General features: G+C 71.5%; 17 protein-coding genes. 12 read left to right on the top strand and 5 right to left on the bottom strand.

The annotated features are described in order from the left end of the window. Nucleotides 1-170 precede the first annotated feature (170 nt). Nucleotides 171-341 carry a hypothetical protein gene (locus tag CFW40_RS37330; RefSeq protein ID WP_176956261.1) on the bottom strand — a complete coding sequence of 57 codons (171 nt, stop codon included), beginning with the start codon at nucleotides 339-341 and terminating at the stop codon, nucleotides 171-173. A 390-nt stretch (nucleotides 342-731) separates the two neighbouring features. Between CFW40_RS37330 and CFW40_RS31170 the strand changes: the two genes are divergently transcribed. Then, nucleotides 732-2156 carry a lipase maturation factor family protein gene (locus CFW40_RS31170; RefSeq protein WP_088801110.1) on the top strand — a complete coding sequence of 475 codons (1425 nt, stop codon included), beginning with the start codon at nucleotides 732-734 and terminating at the stop codon, nucleotides 2154-2156. Here the strand turns inward: CFW40_RS31170 and CFW40_RS31165 are convergent. Continuing rightward, entirely contained in the window at nucleotides 2050-3138 is a 1089-nt protein-coding gene (locus CFW40_RS31165; RefSeq protein WP_088801109.1) for a tetratricopeptide repeat protein, read from the bottom strand. The two genes, CFW40_RS31170 and CFW40_RS31165, sit on opposite strands and share 107 nt — an antisense overlap. A 259-nt stretch (nucleotides 3139-3397) precedes the next feature. Between CFW40_RS31165 and CFW40_RS31160 the strand changes: the two genes are divergently transcribed. Beyond that, nucleotides 3398-4621, top strand: a complete 1224-nt coding sequence (locus tag CFW40_RS31160; RefSeq protein WP_088801108.1) for a lactonase family protein — start codon at nucleotides 3398-3400, stop codon at nucleotides 4619-4621. Nucleotides 4622-4758: 137 nt separating this feature from the next. Beyond that, entirely contained in the window at nucleotides 4759-6210 is a 1452-nt protein-coding gene (locus CFW40_RS31155; protein WP_218136780.1) for an amino acid permease, read from the top strand. 82 nt (nucleotides 6211-6292) lie between these two features. On the opposite strand, the gene CFW40_RS31150 is transcribed toward CFW40_RS31155, so the two are convergent. Both CFW40_RS31150 and CFW40_RS31145 read right to left on the bottom strand, forming a co-directional pair. Then, a complete protein-coding gene (locus CFW40_RS31150) occupies nucleotides 6293-7444 on the bottom strand; it encodes an ABC transporter substrate-binding protein (protein ID WP_088801107.1) in 1152 nt (383 codons plus the stop codon). Between the two features lie 327 nt (nucleotides 7445-7771). Beyond that, complete coding sequence (locus tag CFW40_RS31145) at nucleotides 7772-8563, bottom strand: PaaX family transcriptional regulator C-terminal domain-containing protein (RefSeq protein ID WP_088801106.1); 792 nt, start codon at nucleotides 8561-8563, stop codon at nucleotides 7772-7774. A 129-nt stretch (nucleotides 8564-8692) separates the two neighbouring features. Here CFW40_RS31145 and CFW40_RS31140 point away from each other — a divergent pair, with 129 nt between their 5' ends. The 5 genes from CFW40_RS31140 to CFW40_RS31120 all read left to right on the top strand — a co-directional run bounded on the left by CFW40_RS31140 (nucleotide 8693) and on the right by CFW40_RS31120 (nucleotide 15904). Beyond that, nucleotides 8693-10351, top strand: coding sequence for an acyl-CoA dehydrogenase family protein (locus CFW40_RS31140; protein ID WP_088801105.1), 1659 nt, complete (start codon nucleotides 8693-8695; stop codon nucleotides 10349-10351). Beyond that, nucleotides 10351-11124, top strand: a complete 774-nt coding sequence (locus tag CFW40_RS31135; RefSeq protein ID WP_088801104.1) for a crotonase/enoyl-CoA hydratase family protein — start codon at nucleotides 10351-10353, stop codon at nucleotides 11122-11124. The genes CFW40_RS31140 and CFW40_RS31135 overlap by 1 nt, the downstream gene beginning before the upstream one ends. Before the next feature lie 294 nt (nucleotides 11125-11418). After that, nucleotides 11419-11925, top strand: a complete 507-nt coding sequence (locus CFW40_RS31130; protein WP_088801103.1) for a DUF1990 family protein — start codon at nucleotides 11419-11421, stop codon at nucleotides 11923-11925. Nucleotides 11926-12148: 223 nt separating this feature from the next. Next, nucleotides 12149-13369 (top strand): metallophosphoesterase, encoded by a 1221-nt coding sequence (locus CFW40_RS31125; protein WP_088801102.1) that lies wholly within the window; start codon nucleotides 12149-12151, stop codon nucleotides 13367-13369. Nucleotides 13370-13759: 390 nt separating this feature from the next. Then, nucleotides 13760-15904 carry a SpoIIE family protein phosphatase gene (locus CFW40_RS31120; RefSeq protein ID WP_088801101.1) on the top strand — a complete coding sequence of 715 codons (2145 nt, stop codon included), beginning with the start codon at nucleotides 13760-13762 and terminating at the stop codon, nucleotides 15902-15904. Between the two features lie 427 nt (nucleotides 15905-16331). Here the strand turns inward: CFW40_RS31120 and CFW40_RS31115 are convergent, their stop codons facing one another. Beyond that, nucleotides 16332-17729 (bottom strand): NADP-dependent succinic semialdehyde dehydrogenase, encoded by a 1398-nt coding sequence (locus tag CFW40_RS31115; protein ID WP_088802485.1) that lies wholly within the window; start codon nucleotides 17727-17729, stop codon nucleotides 16332-16334. Nucleotides 17730-18333: 604 nt separating this feature from the next. On the opposite strand from CFW40_RS31115, the gene CFW40_RS31105 reads away from it, so the two are divergent. The 4 genes from CFW40_RS31105 to CFW40_RS31090 all read left to right on the top strand — a co-directional run bounded on the left by CFW40_RS31105 (nucleotide 18334) and on the right by CFW40_RS31090 (nucleotide 20229). Continuing rightward, nucleotides 18334-19107, top strand: a complete 774-nt coding sequence (locus CFW40_RS31105; protein ID WP_256331188.1) for a L,D-transpeptidase family protein — start codon at nucleotides 18334-18336, stop codon at nucleotides 19105-19107. Between the two features lie 114 nt (nucleotides 19108-19221). After that, complete coding sequence (locus tag CFW40_RS31100; RefSeq protein WP_088801099.1) at nucleotides 19222-19548, top strand: PadR family transcriptional regulator; 327 nt, start codon at nucleotides 19222-19224, stop codon at nucleotides 19546-19548. Further along, nucleotides 19545-19901: a DUF1048 domain-containing protein gene (locus tag CFW40_RS31095; RefSeq protein ID WP_088801098.1), complete on the top strand. Its 357-nt coding sequence runs from the start codon at nucleotides 19545-19547 to the stop codon at nucleotides 19899-19901. Before CFW40_RS31100 ends, CFW40_RS31095 begins: the two co-directional genes overlap by 4 nt. A gap of 1 nt (nucleotide 19902) precedes the next feature. Continuing rightward, on the top strand, nucleotides 19903-20229 hold the full coding sequence (locus tag CFW40_RS31090) for a DUF1048 domain-containing protein (protein ID WP_088801097.1): 327 nt from the start codon (nucleotides 19903-19905) through the stop codon (nucleotides 20227-20229). Nucleotides 20230-20235: the final 6 nt, after the last annotated feature.

Genomic DNA, 20235 nt, shown 5'->3' with positions numbered 1-20235 from the left:
CGTTCGGGTCAGTGCGAGCCCCTGGGGTGCCCGGTCTTGCCCGCCCCCCCGCGGTGGCGCCGCCGTGCGATGCCGACGGGCTCACCGGCCGCTGTGTCTGCTCGGGCGCCGGCCCCGACCCCGGAGGAGGAGGCCCACGGGTCAGGGCCGACGCCCGAGCGATCGGTGATTCAGTCGATACCGCGGAAGATATTCGGTTCGGCGGGATCGTCATCGCAGCCGGCGAGGCGCACGGGGGCGCAGCGGTCCCAGACGTCCAGATTGCGGACTTCCTTGATCCGGCCGGGCCGCTCGCCCTGCTTCAAACGGGGCTGCTTGTGTTGAGCCTTGTGCAATGCCACCACGCACTCCTTCTTCTGAGGTATTGGTCCGACGCGGTGGCGCCTTTTTCACAAACCGGGAGGTCGGCCAAGGTTTGTGGCGTTCCCGCGACGGGCCAATGGTGTTGGCGTCTCCCAGAAAGGTCGTCCGTCGCCCCTCAGAGTAACGACGCCGCACTCCGCGCGCTCGACGTTTCCCGGCGGCGCAGGCACGTCATCGGAAGATGCGGATACGAGGCCGCTGAATGAGGGGAAAACGGGCGCAATATGTGACGCACATCACTCACTCCAATGGCCCTCCGGTTGCTGCATTCGCCCCGTTCCCTACGCTGAAGAGTGAGCGGCGGATCCGGCTCCCGTCGCCGCGCGCCCTGCTGCGGGGCACCCGGCGGCAGTGCTACCCATGGGCGGGTGGCATGGTTCTCGGATTCCGGATACTGGCTCGGGCGGCTGCTCTTCCAGCGCATGCTGGCCGTCCTCTACGTGGTCGCTTTCGTGGCGGCGGCCCGGCAGTTCCGGGCGCTCATCGGCGCGCGCGGCATGCTGCCGGTGCCCGCCTTCGTGGCGCAGGTGCCGTTCCGCGCGGCGCCCTCGGTCTTTCACCGGCACTATTCGGACCGTTTCTTCGCCCTCTGGTCGTGGAGCGGGGCGCTGCTGGCCGCGGCCGTGGCGGCGGGGGCGGCGGATGCCGTTCCGCTGTGGGCGTCGATGGTGCTGTGGGCCGTGCTGTGGGCGATGTATCTGTCCATCGTGAACGTCGGGCAGACCTGGTACAGCTTCGGCTGGGAGTCGCTGCTGCTGGAGGCCGGTTCGCTCGCGGTGTTCCTCGGGAACGGCGAGATCGCTCCCCCGGTGCCCGTGATGTGGCTGCTGCGCTGGGTGCTGTTCCGGGTGGAGTTCGGGGCCGGGCTGATCAAGATGCGCGGCGACCACTGCTGGCGGGATCTGACCTGCCTGTACTACCACCACGAAACGCAGCCGATGCCCGGCCCGTTGAGCTGGTTCTTCCACCATCTGCCGGCGCCCCTGCACCGGGTCGAGGTGGCGGCCAACCATGTCGCCCAACTTGCCGTGCCGGTCCTGCTGTTCACTCCCCAGCCGATCGCCGGGTGGGCCGCGGTCGCGATGGTCGTCACCCAGCTGTGGCTGGTACTCTCGGGCAACTTCGCCTGGCTGAACTGGGTGACCATCGCGCTCGCCGTCTCGGCCGCGGCCCCGCTGTGGGGGCCACCGTCCACGCCGCTGCCCGCGCCCCCGCTGTGGTTCGAGGTCCTGGTCCTCCTCGCCACGGCCGGGGTCCTCGTCCTCAGCTATCGGCCGGCCCGCAATCTGCTGGCCCGGCAGCAGATGATGAACACGTCCTACGAGTCGCTGCATCTGGTCAATTCGTACGGGGCCTTCGGCAGTATTACGCGGGTGCGCCGGGAAATCGTCGTGGAGGGGACCGCGGATGCGGTGACCGGGCCGGAGACGATCTGGCTCCCTTATGAATTCCGTGGCAAGCCGGGTGCGGTAGGACGGCTGCCGCGCCAATTCGCGCCGTATCACCTCCGGCTGGACTGGCTGATGTGGTTCGCCGCGCTGTCACCGGCCTATGCGCGGTCGTGGTTCGTCCCGTTCGTCGCCCGGCTGCTGGAGAACGACCGGGACACGCTGCGGCTGCTGCACCGCAATCCGTTCCCGGATCTGCCGCCGGCCCGGGTCAGGGCCCGGGTCTTCCGTTACCGCTTCACGACGTGGCGGGAATTGCGGGAGACCCGGGCGTGGTGGCATCGCACCGAGGAGCGGGAGTTTCTGGCGCCGATTGCGCGGTCAGCTCTGCACGGAAGGCGATGACCATGTCGCGGGCGTGGCGCAGTCCGATGCGGGTGAAGTCCGCTTCCAGGGCGTCGAGTTCGGCCAGGGTCTCCTCCCGGTCGCGACCGAGGCGGGCGCGGGACTTCGCCAGGCCGAGCCGGGAGAGCGCCTCCCCACGGGGCTCCTGCATCTCGCGGAACTCCCGCAGCGAGAGGGTGTACGTCTCGCGCGCCGACTCGTAACGGCCCGCCCGGTAGAACACGTTGCCACGCATCTTGTGGTTGTACGCGAGGGCACTGGCCAGGTCCATGGTGCGGCAGATGGCCTCCGCCTCGGACAGCAGCGTCAGCGCCCGCTCCGTCTGCCCCTGGACGGACAGGACATCGGCGACGCCCCGCAGCGACCAGGCGCGCCCACGGAAGTCATCGGCCTCGGCGGCGATACGGGCGGATTCCTCGAACAGCTCCAGGGCCTTGTCGTAGCCGCCGGTGTTGCGGTGCATCTGGGCTATGCCGGACATCGCCCAGACCATGTGCCGGGCCTCGCCGTGCGCCCGGCCCTGTTCCAGCAACTGCTCGTGGAGCTCGGCGACCGCTTCGTAGTCGCCCTGTATGCGGCCGGTCTCGGCGAGGCCGGCGAGCGAGTAGCCGTGGGCGAGGCGGTCGCCGCTGCCGTCGGCCAGCGCCACGGCATGGGTGAGCAGCCGGCGGGCGAGCGGCAGGGAGCCGCACTGCCGGGCCAGGGTGCCGCCGCTCCACAGCGCCCAGGCCATGGCGCCCCGGTCACCGGCACCACGGGCACTGCGGTAGCTCTCCCGCCAGGCGTCGCCCGCCTGCGTCACCCGGCCGAGCCGACGGTTCGCCTCGGCGACCGCGAGCGCGGCCCGGGACCGCTCCAGCGCCGTACCGGCCTCGGCATGCGCGCGGCTCGCCGTCGCCAGCACCTCCTCGTACGAGGAGTTCACGCCCAGTGCCGTACCCAACTCGCCCTGATATTCCGGGGCGAACGCCTTGCCGTACATAGATACCCGTGGCCTTTCGATGATCTCTGCGCCTTGATCAACAAACTACGAGCAGTGGGGGGTGCGGCGAATCAGTCCGCGTATGGGTTGTGCCGTACGACTGGAGTGCTACGGGAGGGGGTCATGGTCATCATGGGGATGTAGGGGGTCGTCAGGGTCACCTCACGCCCCTCGGGCGGGTCACTTGCCGCGGCGGGCGAGGGCGGGCCACCCTGCTCCCACGACCCCGATCACGGACCACCGACCGCCGAGGTGTGGCATGAGCGCAGCGCGTACGGGAACGCAGACCGGGACAGGGAGCAGCCGCGTCAACCGCAGGCGGTTCCTCGGCATCGCGGCGGGGCTGGCCGCGGCGGGCGGGGCAGGCGGGGCGGGCCTGCTGACGGCACAGGATCCGGCGCCCGGACACGCCACCCGCCACGCAGCCGGGCACCGCCGGCGCCGCATCCGGCCGCTCTTCCTGGGGACGTACACCTCGGCCCCGGGCGGCGGGGCCGGGGTCGGACTCGGTACGTACGACACCGTGACCGGCCGGATCACCCGCACCGGTCTCGTGGACGGTGTCGCCGACCCCTCCTACCTCGCCCTGGCACCGTCCGGCCGCACCCTCTACGCGGTCGACGAGCAGGAGCGGGGCGAGGTGACCGCGATGGCGTTGAGGCCGGACGGACCGCCCACGGTGCTGGGCACCCGGTCCACCGGCGGCGCCGGCCCCTGTCATCTGTCGGTGCACCCGAGCGGCCGCTGGCTGCTCAGCGCCAACTACCTCTCCGGCAGCGTCGCCGTGCATCCGGTCGACCGCGCCACCGGATCCCTCGGCGCGCGCACGGATCTGGTCACCCACACCGGCCCGCCGCCCGGTCCCGGTCAGGACGGGCCGCATGCCCACCAGATCATCACCGCCCCGGACGGCCGGCACGTACTGGCCGTCGATCTCGGCAACGACACCGTCTACACCTACCGGCTGGACGAGTCGGCCGGTGAGCTCACCCAGGTGTCGTATGCGTCGCTGCGGCCCGGTGCCGGCCCCCGGCATCTGACGTTCCACCCGTCGGGTGCCTTCGCCTATCTGGCGAACGAGGTCGACAACACGGTCGTGGTCTGCCGCTACGACCGGAGAACCGGACGGCTGACCCCCGGTGCGCCGCAGGCCACGGGGACCGGGACCGGCACCAGCTACCCGGCGCAGCTCCTGGTCACCCGCGACGGCGGCTTCGCCTTCCTCGCCAATCGCGGTCACAACAGCCTCACCCGCTATGCCGTGGAGGCGGCCGGGGCACGGCTGCGGCTGCTGGACACCGTGCCGGTGGGCGGGGACTTCCCCCGGCAGATCGCCTTTTCGCCGGATCAGCGGTGGCTGTTCGCGGCGAACCAGAAGTCGGGGTCGGTGACGGTGTTCTCGGTGGATGCCCGGACCGGGGCGCTCCGACGCACGGGCGAGCCGTTCCCGGCTCCGGTCCCGGTATGCGTCCTGCCCCGGTGAGAGCGGAGCACGGCCCTCCGCGGCATCGGGGTGCCGAGGCGTCCCAGGTCCTGAAGCGTTCCGGATCCTGAAACGTCCCGGGCCCTGAAACACCGCGGCAACAGCCCTGCACGGTTGGCCGATTAGCGTCGGTTTCCATGAGCACGGGAACGGTACGGGACCACGGCACGACGAAGACGGCCAAGACCGGGACGACGACGGGGCCGGGCGGTCTGCAGCAGGGGCTCCAGCGCCGCCATATGCGGCTGATCGCGCTGGGCGGGGTCATCGGGGCCGGGCTGTTCGTCGGCAGCGGGGTGGTCGTGCGATCCACCGGCCCGGCCGCCGTGCTGTCCTTCCTCGCGGCCGGCGTGCTCACCGTACTGATCATGCGGATGCTGGCCGAGATGACCGTCGCCCGCCCGGCGCTGGGGTCCTTCTACGCCCATGTCCGCGAGGCGCTGGGGCCGCGTGCGGGTTTCACGGTCGGCTGGCTGTACTGGTACTTCTTTGTGATCGTGGTCGCCGTCGAGGCGGTGGCCGGCGGCCGGATCGTCCAGCTGTGGCTTCCGGACGCCCCCTTGTGGGCGGTCAGTCTGGTGCTGATGACGCTGCTGACCGCGACCAATCTGGTCTCGGCGCGCTCCTACGGCGAGTTCGAGTACTGGTTCTCGTCGGTGAAGGTCCTGGCGATCGTGGTGTTCCTCGTGCTCGGCGCCCTGTTCGTGCTGGGGCTGTGGCCCGGCGCCCCCGGCGGGCTGGGCAATCTGACCGCGCACGGCGGGTTCGCCCCCGAGGGCGTCGGAGCGGTGCTCGCCGCCGTCGTGCCCTGCATCGGATTCTTCACCGGCGCCGAGATCGTCACCATCGCGGCCGCCGAGTCGGTCGAACCGGAGCGGGCGGTGGCGGGGGCGATCCGGTCGATCGTGCTACGGGTGGTGGCCTTCTACGTGCTGTCGGTCTTCCTGGTCGTCACGGTGGTGCCCTGGACGTCGAAGGCGATCGAAGTGAGTCCGTACGCGGCGGTGCTGGACCGGCTGGCGGTGCCCGCGGCAGGCACGGTGATGAACGCGCTGGTGCTGATCGCCGTGCTGTCCTGCCTGAACTCCGCGCTCTACACGTCCTCCCGGATGCTGTTCGCGCTCACCCGGAACGGGGATGCGCCGGGCGGCTTCACCAAGGTCAGCGACAGCGGGGTACCCCGGCGGGCGCTGCTGGCCGGGACCTCGGTCGGCTATCTGTCGGTGCTCGCGGCCTGGATCTCACCCGATGTCGTCTTCGAGTTCCTGATCAACTCTTATGGCGCCATCGCCCTGTTCGTCTACCTGACGATCGCGGTCGCGCAGGTGCGGTTGCGGCGGAAGCTGGAGCGCACGGAGCCGGAGCGGCTGACGCTGAAGATGTGGCTGTTCCCCTGGCTGAGCTGGGTGACCATTGCGCTGATGGCGCTGGTGATCGGGGCGATGGCGTTCCTGCCGGACAGCCGCGCGCAGTTCTGGCTGAGTCTGCTGACGGTGGCCGTGGTGCTGGCCGGGTACGAGCTGCGCCGCAGGAAGGGCCCGGACGGTGTGCCGCGGTCAAAGGACCATCGTCCCGCGGCCCGGCGGTGAAGACAGGCCCCGGGGAAGCGGGCCGCGCGGTGCCGCCGCTGAGAAGCGGCGGGCACCACGGCGGTCCGGGTGCGGCCCCCGGTCACTGGGAGGCGGACCCGCCCCAGCTCTGGGTGATGGCGAGCTTGGCGTTGCTCTGCTGGGTCTCGGTCGGGAAGTTCGGCGTGCCGGAGACCTTCGGCAGCTTTGCCGCCGCGGTCTTGTCGAGCTTGCCGTCCTTCTTCATGGCGTCCATCAGGGCCGGTCGGGCGAAGCCCTTGAGCCTGAGGTTCTGGCCCTCGGGGCTGTAGAGGTACTCCTGCCACAGGCGCGCGGCCGCGGGGTGCGGCGCATCCTTGTTGATGGCTTGCGAGTAGTACTGGGAGAACTTGCCGTCCGTGGGGACCGTGACTTTCCAGTCGATGCCCTTGGACTTGAGCGCGTCGGTGTACCCGGCGTTCAGGTAGTCCCAGTCGATGCTGATCGGCGTCCGGCCCTTCGCGATGGTGGCCGCGGTGGATTTCACGGGCGTGAGAATGCCGTCCTTCTTCAGCTTGGTGAAGAAGTCTATGCCGGGCTGGATGTCCTCGAAGGAGCCGCCGCGGGCGAGGGCCGCCGCGTACACGGCGCCGAAGGCCGAACCCGCCGTGGTGGGGTCGCCGTTGAGCGCGACCTTCCCCTTGTACTGGGGCTGGAGCAGATCCTTGAAGCTGGTCGGGCAGGTCTGCACCCGCTTGGCATCGCAGCCGAAGGAGACATAGCCGCCGTAGTCGTTCGCCCAGCGGCCGATCGAGTCTCTTTGGACATCGGGGATGTCGGCGAAACCGGTGACCATGTACGGCGCGAGCAGCCCGTCCTGGGCGGCGCTCTGCGCGAAGGAGCTGCCGAGGTCGAGGACGTCGGGCGCGTTGCCCTGGTCCTTGCGCGAGGTGACCGCTTTGATCTCGTCCTGGCTGGCGCCCTGCGGGTTCTCGACCTCGACCTTGATGCCGTACTTCTTGGTGAAGCCGTCAATCAGGGCGCCGTAGTTGGCCCAGTCGCGGGGCAAGGCGATCGCATGCAGGGTGCCTTCTTTCTTGGCCGCCTCGGCCAGGGCGTCGACGCCGCCCAGGGCCTCGGCCGTGGTCGCGGTGGCTGCGTTCTTTCCGTCGGCGGTGTTCGCGTCGGAGGCCCCGCCGCATGCGCTGAGGGCGAGTGCGGCGGGGATGGCGAGGACGCCGGTGAGGACGGCTGTCCTCGGCGGGAACACGGTCACGGTCTCTCCAGGGGTACGCGCAGAGGGTTGAGGGGGATTCATGCGGGGCCACACAGGGGATGCACGTGGGGGGTGAGCACCTGTCCGACGGTTGTCTGACAAGTCGGGCCTCAGTAGGCCCAACTATGGTGTCCGGCAGGTAAACATTGGTAAAAGTACTGACTCCGATTCGCTCGCAATCGCAGCTCGCGGGGGTCACGACGGCACCTCGTCCGGGCCGGCCGCGCTACACACTTTGCACACAACTGCGCGCGAAGCGGACAGCGGAGCGGCGTGATACGAGGCGATCGCCGCCGAGCCGGGACGGGCTGCTCCACAGGACACTCCCTAGCCGGCCAGGTACTGCCGCAGCAGATCGCGCAGGTCGGTCTCGAACGCGGCGTACCGGCGGCGGAGCCGGTCGCCGGGCCAGTCCCCGGGCAGGAGCTCGGCGGGGAGCAGCGGGTCGGAGAGGAGATGGCGGAGCGCGGCCGCGGCGATGGTGAAACGGTCGGCGGGGGCGTCGGCGCGGTCCAGGGCACGGGCCAGGGCGCGGGCGCGGTGCGCCCATCCGGTCAGGTCCCACAGCCGGGCGGCGAGCGCGGCCGGGTCGCCGTCCGGGACGCCGGTGAGCCAGGTGCACTGCTCGGTGACGACGGCGGGGCGGGGCCGGTCGAGGTTGGCGGGGCGCAGCCAGCTGCCCTCGCGGAGTTCGGCCAGCCGCAGCGCCGCCATGGCCTGGCGCAGGGCGGTACGTTCGGCCGGCGGCCGGCCCTCCGCCGTGGCGACCACGGCGATCTCCCAGTCCCCGTTCCAGGGCCGGGTCCTCGGTGAACGGCTCTCGTCCTGCCGGGCCTGGCGCGCCAGGAGGCGGGTGGTGAGGGCGTAGGAGCCGTCGTCCTGGCGCAGGTCGTCGGCGGCCACCATGCGGGAGAGCGCGACCCGGACGGTGCCCTCGGCGATGCCGAACAGCTCGCCCACCCGCACCAGGGCGCGCGCGGGCAGCCGTGGCGGGTGGTGACCGAGGAGAGTGCTCAGCACGATCGAACGTGCGGTGAGCGGCCGCAGCGCGAGGGCGGCGGCCTCGGTGGCGTCAGAGGTACCGGTGCCGTGAGGGGTTCCGGTGGCGTCGTCGTTCATATGTGCAGGAGATTGTAGCGACGCCGGTCAACAGGGCACCCTTCCGCGTGACCGCACATGACAGCGCAATGACAATCCGCGTGACATTACAAGCTTCCCTCGACTGTCCTGATTCTGTAATGTCGACGTATGACCGTCACTCATGAAGTCGTGAATCAGGCTCCGCCACTGACCGGGTTCAGCGCGGCGGACGAACCGGCCCTGAGGGAGGCGCTGGTCCGGGACGGCGCCGAGTGGGGCACCCGGGAAGTGGCCGAGCTCGGCGCGCTGGCCGGTTCCCCAAAGGTGCAGGAACAGGCCCGCTGGGCGGAGGAGCAGCCGCCCCGGCTGCACACCCACGACCGCTTCGGGCACCGCATCGACGAGGTCGCCTTCCACCCTGCCTGGCATCAGCTGATGACCGTCGCGGTGGAGCACGGCCTGCACGCCGCGCCCTGGGCCGACGACCGCCCCGGGGCGCATCTGGTGCGCGCCGCGAAGTTCTACGTCTGGTCGCAGGCCGAGGCGGGGCACGGCTGCCCGGTCTCGATGACGTACGCCGCCGTCCCCGCGCTGCGCGCCGCCCCGGATCTCGCCGCGCAGTACGAGCCGCTGCTCGCCGCCCGCAGCTACGACTTCGGGCTGCGGGCGCCGCTGACCAAGTCGGGTCTGATCGCGGGCATGTCGATGACGGAGAAGCAGGGCGGCTCCGACGTACGGGCCAACACCACCCGCGCCGTACCGGCCGCCGACGGCACCTACCGTCTCACCGGCCACAAATGGTTCACCTCCGCGCCGATGAGCGACGTCTTTCTGGCACTGGCACAGACCGAGGAAGGCCTCAGCTGCTTCCTGGTCCCGAGGGTGCTGCCGGACGGCACGCTCAACGGCATGCGGCTGATGCGGCTCAAGGACAAACTGGGCAACCGCTCCAACGCGTCCTCCGAGATCGAGTACGACGAGGCGGTGGCCTGGCCGGTCGGTGAACCGGGACGCGGGGTGCGGACCATCGTCGAGATGGTGAACATGACCCGGCTGGACTGCGTGCTGGGGTCGGCCGCCGGGATGCGGGCGGGGCTGCGGCAGGCGCTGCACCACACCGCGCACCGGCAGGCCTTCGGGCGGGAGCTGGACCGGCAGCCGCTGATGCGCTCGGTGCTCGCCGACCTGGCGGTCGAGTCGGAGGCGGCGACGGTGCTGGGGATGCGGCTGGCAACGGCGGTGGACCGGTCGCAGGCCGGGGACGCCGGCGAGACCGCGCTGCGCCGGCTGGCACTGGCGGCCGGCAAGTACTGGGTGTGCAAGCGGGGCAGCACCCATGCGGCGGAGGCGCTGGAGTGCCTGGGCGGCAACGGCTACGTCGAGGACTCCGGCATGCCACGGCTCTACCGGGAGGCGCCGCTGCTGTCGATCTGGGAGGGCTCGGGGAACGTCGCCGCGCTCGATGTACTGCGGGCGCTGGGCAAGGAGCCGGCCGCGCTGGACGCGTTCTTCGCGGAGGTGGAGACCGCGGCGGGCGCCGACCGCCGGCTGGACGCGGCGGTGGCCGGGGTCCGCAAGATGCTCGGCCGGCTCGCCGATCCGGAGCAGGCACAGCTGCTGGCGCGCTCGCTGGCGGAGCGGATGGCACTGGTACTGCAGGGGTCGCTGCTGGTGCGGTACAGCCACCCGTCGGTGGCCGACGCCTTCTGCGCCTCGCGGCTCGACGGGGAGTGGGGCAATGCCTTCGGCACCCTGCCGGCCGGCGCCGACCTGACCGCGATCCTGGAACGCAGCCGCCCGGCGGCCGCGGCGGGGAGCGGGGCCTGATGTCCGTACGGGTGGAGCGCGCCGGGCCGGTGACGACCGTGGTGCTCTCCCGGCCCGCGTCACGCAATGCCGTGGACGGCGCGACGGCCGCCCAACTCGCTGCCGCCTTCCGGGAGTTCGACGAAGACGACGGCGCACGGGTCGCGGTCCTGTGGGGCGAGGGCGGGACGTTCTGCTCCGGTGCCGACCTCAAGGCGGTCGGCACCGAGCGCGGCAACCGGGTGGCCCCGGACGGGGACGGGCCGATGGGGCCGACCCGGATGCGGCTCGGCAAGCCGGTGATCGCGGCGGTCGCCGGCCATGCGGTGGCCGGCGGCCTGGAGCTGGCGCTGTGGTGCGATCTCCGGGTGGCGGAGGAGGATGCCGTCTTCGGGGTGTTCTGCCGGCGCTGGGGAGTGCCGCTGATCGACGGCGGCACGGTACGGCTGCCCCGGCTGATCGGCGCGAGCCGGGCGATGGACCTGGTACTGACGGGGCGCCCGGTCCCGGCCGCCGAGGCCCTGGACATCGGCCTCGTCCATCGCGTGGTACCGGCCGGCACGGCCCGCGCCGAGGCGGAACTGCTGGCGTCGGAGATCGCCCGCTTCCCCCAGGCGTGCCTGCGCAGTGACCGCGCCTCCCTGCTGGACCAGGAAGGCCGGGACGAACAGTCGGCGATGGCCGCGGAACTCCGCCACGGCCAGGCGGTGCTGGCCGAGTCACTGGAGGGCGCGGCCCGGTTCGCCGCGGGGGCGGGGCGGCACGGGGCGCCGGACGGGGAGCCCGGGGGCTGAACGGGCGTCAGGGGGTGCCGGACGGGAGTCAGGGGGCGGACGGGAACCAGGAGCAGACGGGAGTCAGGGGTGCCCGGCCGGGTCTGCCCCCAGGGGCTCGGCCCGTCGAGCGAGAGCGCCCCGAGCGGACCGGACCGGCGGCCGTGAGCGTGGCCGATCACTTACGGTCCTCGCAGCACCGTCTACGGTCCTCGCAGCACCGTCTCGCTTACGGTTCTCCGCATCACCGTCGCCTCCCCCGCCCGCCCGTCACTCGTCCGTCCGCCCGTCGTCCGCCCCCGAGGAGCCCGTCCCATGACCGACCTGAACTACCCCGAGCAGGGCGGCACTCTGCGCACTCCTCTGCCGCCCGGCTACCACCACCTCCACGAGGAGCTGCGGATCGGCCGCGGGCCGGCGGTGCTCGGCGCGGCGGGCGAGGCGATCACCAGCTTCCGGATGCATCGCGCGGCCGGTGCCCGCATCCGGTGCGATGCCCCGCGGGCCGCGCCGGGGGTGGGCGTCGAGGTGTCGCTGGGTATCGGCCCGTTCCGGCTGCGGGCGCCGTGCAGCGTGGTGTGGACGGTCACCGAGGAGGACCGGATCGGCTTCGGGTACGGGGCGAGGAAGGGGCATCCCGAGTGCGGCGAGGAGGCGTTCGTCGCCGAGCTGCGTCCGGACGGATCGGTGTGGTTCACCGTGACCGCCTTCAGCCGGCCCGCCCGGGCGGTCACCCGGCTCGCCGGCCCGCTGGTACCCGTGTTCCAGCGCCGGTACGCGCGCCACCTGGGCCGGACGCTCCGGCGCCTGGCGAACCCGTGAGGGTGCACTGAACCCGCACTGCCGGGAGAGGTCCGGGCCTCCCCCTCACGGCGGCCGGTGCACGCTCTCACCGTCTGGTCCGGCGATCCGCTCACCGCCTGATGGCCCCTGGAATACGCTTTGTTACCGGTGCGTAGCCGCAGAACTCGTGATCGCCATACGTCCACCCCGGCTTCATCATTTCGTCACCATCACCTCTGCCGGTCGTGAAAGAAAACCAGGCATGTGTGAAGACGAAATGATCCCGCCGCAGGCGGACATGACCGAGCGGGAGTGGCTGCGGACCGGCTCGGCGGCGACGGCCGGGGGGACGCCGGTGCGTACGACGGGGCGCGTTCCGCAGTGGGTGAACCGGCGGACCCTGCTGGGCGGTGCGATGGCCGGTGCGGCGCTCGCGGTATTGCCGTCGCCGGGCCAGTCGCCCGCGTCCGCCGCGCCCCGCCGTCGGCCCCCCGGGGCCTTCCCGTTCCCCGAACACCCCAACGGTGACGGCGAGTTCGCGATTCTGGTCACCGGTGACGCGGGGACGGGGGACGAGGCGCAGTATGCGGTGGCGTCCGCCGCGCGGGATGTCTGCAAGGCCGAGGGCATCGGCCTCGCGGTGGGTCTCGGCGACAATATTTATGAGAACGGCCCGGAGTCCGATGATGATTCCGAATTCCAGGACAAGTTCGAGAAGCCGAACAGCGGCATCGATGTGCCCTGGCTGATGGTGCTGGGCAACCACGACTGCTCGGGGCTGATCCCCGGCAGCGGCGGTGACCCCTCGCGCGGTGACCGCGAGGTCGCCTATGCCGCCACCTCACGGCGCTGGTACATGCCGAGCCGCTACTACAGCGTGCCGCTGCCGGCCGCCGAGCCGCTGGTGGAGTTCTTCGCGATCGACACCATCCCGTGGTCGTCGTACGTCGCCCAGCTCGACCCCCACTACCGGTGGGACGGACCGTACATGCGCGAGCAGCGAAGCTGGCTGGACGGTGCGCTGCGGGCCTCGCGGGCCCGCTGGAAGGTGGTGATCGGACACCACCCGTACCTCAACAACGGCAAGCACGGCAGCGCCGGTTCCTATGACGGTTTCGAGATCGGGAACTACACCAGCGGTGTCCACCTGAAGGACATGTACGAGAAGGTGGTGTGCGGACGGGCCGATCTGATCCTGTCCGGCCACGACCACACGCTGCAGATCCTGGAGCCCACGGCCCGTACGGGCGGCACCCGGCAGGTGGTGTGCGGTGCGTCGGCCAAGACGGAGGACGGCACGGCGCACTTCCACAACCCGGCGGCCTGGCAGAACTTCTCCGACCACGGGTTCATGGTCCTGAAGGTGTCCGGCGCGCGGCTGACCATCGATGCGTACACGGTCGACGTGGCCACGCGGAAGGCCACTCTGCGGCACCGCGCCCGGCAGACCCGGCCGGTCGCGTCGGTGCCGGCACCCGCCTGAGAGCCGGGGGCCGTCCCGGGGGGCCTGCCCGGGACGGCTCACCGGACGGGACCGGACGGCGGCTGTGCGGGACCGGACGCCGGCCGGGTGCCCACCGGGCGCGTCCCCCTCTTCCGTCCCCCTGGACGGCATCCGGAGCACCGGACATGCGGGGCTTCCGGCCCGCGCCTAGGGTGAGCGCATGGCCGCGTTCCGGTGGATATCGGCCCCGGTCAACGGCCCGCGACCGTGGGCACGAGGCAGGCTCGGCCCGGCGTCGCCGGCTGCTGCCGCGATGCGCCGATGCCGCGGACGCGCGCGTGCGGAGGTTCTGCGACGCACGCACCCGGAGGTCCTGCGACGCATGTGTGTGGAGGTCCCGCGCCGCCCGGCCCCCAGACGTGGCACGCCATGACCGACGTCCCCCCGCACCCGTTCGACGAGGGCTACGACCCCCGGTCCAACCGGGACTGGCGCCTCGTCGAGGAGGACGCGCCCGCGGTGTCGCGCCATGAGCCGATCGGACTGCGCGAACGGCTCTCGCTCAACCGGATGGGCACCTTCGACTGGAACCTGGACCGCGGCTTCATGGATCTGGACCCCGGTGCCATGGACGTCTTCGATCTGCGCCCGGACGAATACGACGGCGCGCCGGCGTCCCTGGTCACGCGGGTGCCGCCGGCGGAGGGCCGGCGGCTGGACGAGGCGCTTTCCCAGGCCCTGCTGGACGGCCACTCGTCCTACGGCGCCTACTTCCGGGTCCAGTGCCGCGACGGCACCCAGCGCTGGACGCACTCCCAGGGCCGGATTCTGCACACCGCGGACGGGGTGCCGTACCGGGTCATCGGCATCGTCCGGGAGGCGACCAGCGAACTGGCGGACTCCGCGCTGCTGCGCTCGCTCCAGCAGGAGCGGCAGCGGCAGACGGTGATGGTGCAGCAGACCACCGCAGCGCTGGCCCGTGCGCTGTCGGTCAAGGACGTGACCCGGGTGCTCACCGGCCCCGGCGGCGCCCGGCGGTTCGGCGCGGACGGGCTGGTCCTCGGCCTGGTCACGAACGACCGGTTCGAGGTCATCGCCACCGCCGGGCTGGAGGGCGAGGTGCCCGACAACATGATGACCTCGCGGCTCGACGACACCCTGCCGCTGGCGGACGCGGCGCGCTCGCGGCGCCCCATCTTCCTCAGCACCCGCGGCGAGCTGATCGCCCGCTTCCCGCGACTGCGCCCGTACACCGGGGTGCTCCCCGCGGGCAGCGCGGCGTTTTTGCCGCTGGTCGCGCAGAACGCCGTCATCGGGGCACTGGGGCTGTTCAACGCCGAGCCGGCGGTGCAATCGCCGGAGGCCAGGAACCTGGCACTGGCGCTGGCCGGTGTCGTCGCGCAGTCGGTGCAGCGGGCGACCCTCTTCGACCAGGAGCGGGAGTTCGCGACGGGGCTGCAGGCGACGATGCTGCCGCGCCGGCTCCCGCCCATCGAAGGCGGCGCGGTCACCGTCCGCTACCACCCGGCGAGCGTCGGGCGGGACATCGGCGGCGACTGGTACGACGTGATCGCACTGCCCCAGGGGCGGACCGGACTGGTGGTGGGCGACGTACAGGGCCACGACACCCATGCGGCCGCCGTGATGGGCCAGCTGCGGATCGCCCTGCGGGCTTACGCCAGCGAGGGGCACTCACCGGAGACCGTGCTGGTACGGGCGTCCCGGTTCCTCGCGGAGCTGGACACCGAGCGGTTCGCGACCTGCACGTACATCCAGGCCGATATGGAATCGGGAGCGCTGCACCTCGCGCGGGCCGGCCACCTCGGCCCGCTGATCAGCAACAGCTCCCGGCACATCGACTGGCCCGAGGTCCGCGGTGGGCTGCCGCTCGGCCTGGCCACGGTCTTCGGGCACGACCACTTCCCGGAGACCCAGCTGTTCCTGGAGCCCGGGTCGACGCTGCTGCTGTGCACCGACGGCCTGGTCGAACAGCCCGGCCAGGACATCTCCCGCGGTATCGACGCGCTGTCCGCGGCGGTCCGCACCGGGCCCACGGACCTGGAGGCGCTTGCCGACCGGCTCTCGGACCATCTGTGGGCCGACCCCGGCTCCGAGGACGACATGGCCCTCCTGCTCCTGCACCGGCTGCCCGGTTCCGGTGCCGTCACCACCCCGCGGCTGCGGCTGCACGTCCATCAGGCCGACCCGTCGGGCACCGCGGAGGTCCGCTCCGCGCTGCGCCGGACGCTGGACCAGTGGCGGGCGGGCGCCGTCATGCACAACATCGAGGTCGCCGCCTCCGAGCTGATCGCCAACGCACTGACCCACACCGAGAGCGGCGCCCTGGTCTCCATGGAGCTCCTGCCGGGCACCCCGCGCCGGATCCGGCTGGAGGTCGAGGACCGTTCCAGCCGGTGGCCGCGGCGGCGCAGCCCCGGCGAGACCGCCACCTCCGGACGCGGGCTGATGCTGGTCGAGGCGCTGGCGGACGAATGGGGCGCCGAACCGCGCGGCGCGGGCAAGGCACTGTGGTGTGAGTTCGCGGTACCGGACGGCCAGGAGGCGGTGTGGTGAACACCGGGCCCGCCCCGGAGCGGTGAACCCGGCAGGATGACGGCCCGTCAACTCATCTGCTGGATCCGGGGAATGAGCCTCCACATGAGGCCCGGCAGTGGCCGAGCCGACCAACCTGGCCGTTGGCCGACTCGACCTGACCGGAACGTACACCTTCACGTCCATGACGCAAACCGCTCCGGCACATGCGCCCTCCCGGGGCGACCGTTTCCGCCACCCGGCTCGGTCTTCTGTCACCGGCTCAGGTTCGCGGCTCGGGGTTTGCGGCTCGGGGTTTGCGGCGCCGACCCGGGTTCCTGCCTCAGGTCCCGGCACCGGCTCAGCTCTCAGGTGCCGGGCCAGGTTTCCGACTCATTCCCGCGGTGCCGGCTCGCTCCTCCGGTACCGGGTCATTCCGCCGGCTCCGGCTCATTCCTCAGCCGCCGGGTCACTCCTCCGGCCCATACCACAGCGTCGTCATATTGCAGAACTCCCGGATGCCGTGCCCGGACAGCTCCCGCCCGTAGCCGGAACGCTTGGCCCCGCCGAAGGGAAGGCCCGGGTGGGAGGCGGTCATCCCGTTGAAGAAGACACCGCCGGCCTCGATGTCGCGGGCGAGGCGCTGCTGTTCCTCGGGGTCCCGGGTCCAGGCGTTGGAACTGAGGCCGAACGGGGTGTCGTTGGCGAGGCGCACCGCCTCGTCGAGGTCGGCGACGCGGTAGAGCGTGGCGACCGGGCCGAACGCCTCCTCGTGGTGGATGCGCATCCCCTCGGTGATGCCGGACAGCACGGTCGGCTCGTAGAACCAGCCGGCGCTGTGCTCGGGTGGCCGCCGGCCGCCGCACAGTGCGGTGGCGCCCTGGTGGACCGCGTCGTCGACAAGCTCCTCCAGGTCGGAGCGGCCCTGTTCGCTGGAGAGCGGTCCGATGTCGGTGTGCTCGTCCATCGGGTCGCCGACGGTCAGCGCGGCCATGCGGGCGGTGAACCGCTCGGCGAAGGCGTCGTAGATGTCCTGGTGCACCAGGAACCGTTTGGCCGCGATACACGACTGTCCGTTGTTCTGGACACGGGCGGTGACCGCGACGCGGACCGCCTTGTCGAGGTCGGCGGAGGGCAGGACGAGGAAGGGGTCGCTGCCGCCGAGTTCGAGGACGGTCTTCTTGACCTCGTCACCGGCGATGGACGCCACCGCGCGGCCGGCCGGTTCGCTGCCGGTCAGCGTGGCGGCGACCACCCGCGGGTCACGCAGGATGTCCTCGACCGCGCCGGACCCGACCAGCAGGGTCTGGAAACACCCCTCGGGGAAACCGGCGCGCCGGAAAAGCTCCTCCAGGTAGAGCGCGGTCTGCGGCACGTTCGAGGCGTGCTTGAGCAGCCCGGTGTTGCCCGCCATCAGGGCGGGCGCGGCGAACCGTACGACCTGCCAGAGCGGGAAGTTCCAGGGCATCACCGCGAGGACGGGGCCGAGGGGGCGGTAGCGCACCACGGCACGGATCGCGCCGGAGTCGCTCACATCGGCCGGATCGGGGTGCTCGTCGGCGAGCAGCGCCTCGGCGTGGTGGGCGTACCAGCGCATGGTCTTGGCGCACTTCGCCGCCTCCGCACGCGCCTGGGCCAGCGGTTTGCCCATCTCGGTGGTCATGGTGCGGGCGATGCCGTCCTGGTCGGCATCGAGCAGGTCGGCGGCCGCGAGCATCCGCTCCCTGCGGTAGCCGAAGCTGGTGGTGCGGTGCTCCTGGAAGGCCTGGTCCGCCCGAACCAGATGATCTTCGATCTCACCCTCGTTGAGGGCGTCGAAGGTCTTCAGGGTCTCGCCGGTGGCCGGGTTGACCGTGGCGATGGCCATGATCAGCACCTCCTTGGTGGGTGCGGGAGCGGGGTACCCCCGGTGAAGGGGGCGACAGGCCCGGGCGGCTCTCCTAGGAGAGCGGCGACGGCTGCGGGGACGGCTCCGGGACCGGATCGGGATCGGGTCCGGGCGGACGGGGTATCGGCGACGGCTCCGGCGGAATGGGATCCGGTTGCCCAGGCGGGCTCGGTGGGCCGGGAAGCGGGTCCGGGACGGGCGGCGGGCCTCCCGGATCCGGGGGCGTGGGCTGCGGATCGCGGTCGAGCGTGCGCTCACTGCGCGTATGCGGTTGCCGCTGCACGGTGGGCCTCCAGACTGAGATGGCTAGTGGCACATGAGCCCCCGTACCCGAGTTTCGCCCGTCCATGGCCCCCGCGCACGGCGGATTGCCTCGGACGGGTTGCGCACGGCCCGGGGGCGGCGTATATGACCTGATCGGGCGGCGCCGGGCGGGCCTTTCGCGCTCTAGATTGCGGTCATGCCCATGATGCGTACGAGGATGACGCGCCTGGTGACGGGCGGGAGCCCGGCCGCGGCCGGGCGCATGGTGCGGGCGGCGCGGAGGGTCCGGACGGAGCGGAGGGTCCGGACCGTAGGGAGGGTGCGGGTCGCGGTCCGGTCCCGGGGCCGGGCCGCCGCGTCGCTGTCCGGGCTCGCCCTGGCGCTGCTCGCGCTCGCCGCGGCCGCCCCGGCGGCCGACGCGTCCGCCACCGCTCCCGTCCACCATGCGCCCCTTCCCGTCCACCACATCCCCCTGCCCGTCCTCATGGCCGACACCGGCGGCGGCGAGCAACTGATCACCGCCCGTGCGCCCACGACTCGCTCCACCACCGGGACCGTGCGGTGGTGGCAGCGGCGCAACGGCCGCTGGCGGCAGGAGGGTTGGGCGCCGGCCCGCTTCGGGGCCGGCGGGCTGACCGAGGGCAGTACCCGGGTGCAGGGCACCTCGACCACCCCGACCGGGCTGTACGACCTGCCGTTCGCCTTCGGGACCGCCCCGCCGCCGCCCGGCACCGGCGCGCCGTACCGCCGGGCCGGCGCGGACTCCTGGTGGTGCGAGGACAACGCCTCCGCCTCCTACAACCGCTGGGTGGCGCCGCTGCCGCCGGACTGCGCGGCGGGTGAGTCCGAACGGCTGGCGGACTATCCCACGCAGTACGCCCGGGCCCTGGTGATCGGCTTCAACTACCACCGTCCGGTGCACGGCCGCGGCGCCGGGATCTTCCTCCATGTCAACGGGAAGGGCGCCACGGCCGGCTGTGTCTCCGTACCGGCCGGGTCCATGGCACGAATCCTGTCCTGGATCCGGCCGTCCGCACACCCGCACATCGCCCTCGGCACGGCGCACGGGCCGACGGCCCTCACCCGTTACTGACGGCGGGCACGGCCGCCTGCCGCCGCTTGCCGGGCGCTTGACCCGCTACTCCGTGGTACTTTGTAGCAGTACTCGGTGCTACGCAGTACCCAGGAGAACCGAAGAGGACCGGCGATGGACGATCTGACGGAGATGCTGAAGGGCACGCTTGAGGGCTGCGTGCTGCACATCATCGGCAGCGAGGAGACCTACGGGTACGCCATCACGCGTCGGCTGAACGAACTCGGCTTCACCGACGTCGTCGAGGGGACGATCTACACCATCTTGGTGCGACTGGAGAGGAACGGGCTCGTCCAGGTGACGAAACGACCGTCCGGATTGGGTCCACCGCGCAAGTTCTTCGCGCTCAACGACGCAGGGCGCCAAGAACTCGCGAAGTTCTGGGCGAAATGGGAGTACCTCTCCTCACGAATCGACATGCTCAAGGAGGGCGGGCGATGAACTTCTGGGAGACCATTACGGGCAGCGACCTCACGAGGGACTGCAAGGCGTTCGAAGCCCGGGCCGAGGCACTGCCGGCCGACTATCGGGCGGCGTGGGAACAGATCAAGGTTCACCTCTCCCCCCACTCGGACTTCACGGGTCGCAACCTGATGCCGATTCTTGACGGCGTCCTGGGGCTGCTCGAAGAAACAGCGGCGGAGGGGCAGAGCGTTCACGAGGTGCTCGGCGACGACATCAATGGCTTCTGCGTGGCGCTGACCGGCGGAGAAGGGGCCCGGAGCCATCGCGACCGGTGGCGCGAGCAGTTGAACAGGAACGTCGCAAGGAAACTGGGCCGGCTAGGGGGCTGACATGGGCATCCAAGACATCATCCAGGGCAAGCAGCAGTGGCGGGCGCACCTGGCGCGGGTCCAGGCGCTGCCGCCGGACTACCAGATCGTTTACAAGGAGATCCAGAAGTACCTCTTCAAGGTCGGACCGGTCGACTTGCCTGACGGGCGCCTGCTCTCAGGAATTGTCGACTTCTTCGAGGAGGGCGTGGCGGCCGGCAAGGGAGTCCTTGAACTCCTCGGCGGCGATGTCGCTGCCTTCTGCGACGACCTGGTCAAGGACTCGCGCACCCACGCGGATATCCCTCAGGATTCCCTCGGCGGAAAGCCCGGAACGGCCGAGAAGTGACACCAC

The organism is Streptomyces sp. 2114.4 (genome assembly GCF_900187385.1).
Lineage (GTDB): Bacteria > Actinomycetota > Actinomycetes > Streptomycetales > Streptomycetaceae > Streptomyces > Streptomyces mooreae.
This window is presented reverse-complemented; position numbering and strand designations above follow the sequence as displayed.

Coding starts and splice junctions, on each gene's coding strand:
- CFW40_RS31165 (WP_088801109.1), bottom strand. CDS start 3,138: ATGTACGGCAAGGCGTTCGCCCCGGAATATCAGGGCGAGTTGGGTACG.
- CFW40_RS31160 (WP_088801108.1), top strand. CDS start 3,398: ATGAGCGCAGCGCGTACGGGAACGCAGACCGGGACAGGGAGCAGCCGC.
- CFW40_RS31155 (WP_218136780.1), top strand. CDS start 4,759: ATGAGCACGGGAACGGTACGGGACCACGGCACGACGAAGACGGCCAAG.
- CFW40_RS31145 (WP_088801106.1), bottom strand. CDS start 8,563: ATGAACGACGACGCCACCGGAACCCCTCACGGCACCGGTACCTCTGAC.
- CFW40_RS31140 (WP_088801105.1), top strand. CDS start 8,693: ATGACCGTCACTCATGAAGTCGTGAATCAGGCTCCGCCACTGACCGGG.
- CFW40_RS31135 (WP_088801104.1), top strand. CDS start 10,351: ATGTCCGTACGGGTGGAGCGCGCCGGGCCGGTGACGACCGTGGTGCTC.
- CFW40_RS31130 (WP_088801103.1), top strand. CDS start 11,419: ATGACCGACCTGAACTACCCCGAGCAGGGCGGCACTCTGCGCACTCCT.
- CFW40_RS31125 (WP_088801102.1), top strand. CDS start 12,149: ATGTGTGAAGACGAAATGATCCCGCCGCAGGCGGACATGACCGAGCGG.
- CFW40_RS31120 (WP_088801101.1), top strand. CDS start 13,760: ATGACCGACGTCCCCCCGCACCCGTTCGACGAGGGCTACGACCCCCGG.
- CFW40_RS31115 (WP_088802485.1), bottom strand. CDS start 17,729: ATGGCCATCGCCACGGTCAACCCGGCCACCGGCGAGACCCTGAAGACC.
- CFW40_RS31100 (WP_088801099.1), top strand. CDS start 19,222: ATGGACGATCTGACGGAGATGCTGAAGGGCACGCTTGAGGGCTGCGTG.
- CFW40_RS31095 (WP_088801098.1), top strand. CDS start 19,545: ATGAACTTCTGGGAGACCATTACGGGCAGCGACCTCACGAGGGACTGC.
- CFW40_RS31090 (WP_088801097.1), top strand. CDS start 19,903: ATGGGCATCCAAGACATCATCCAGGGCAAGCAGCAGTGGCGGGCGCAC.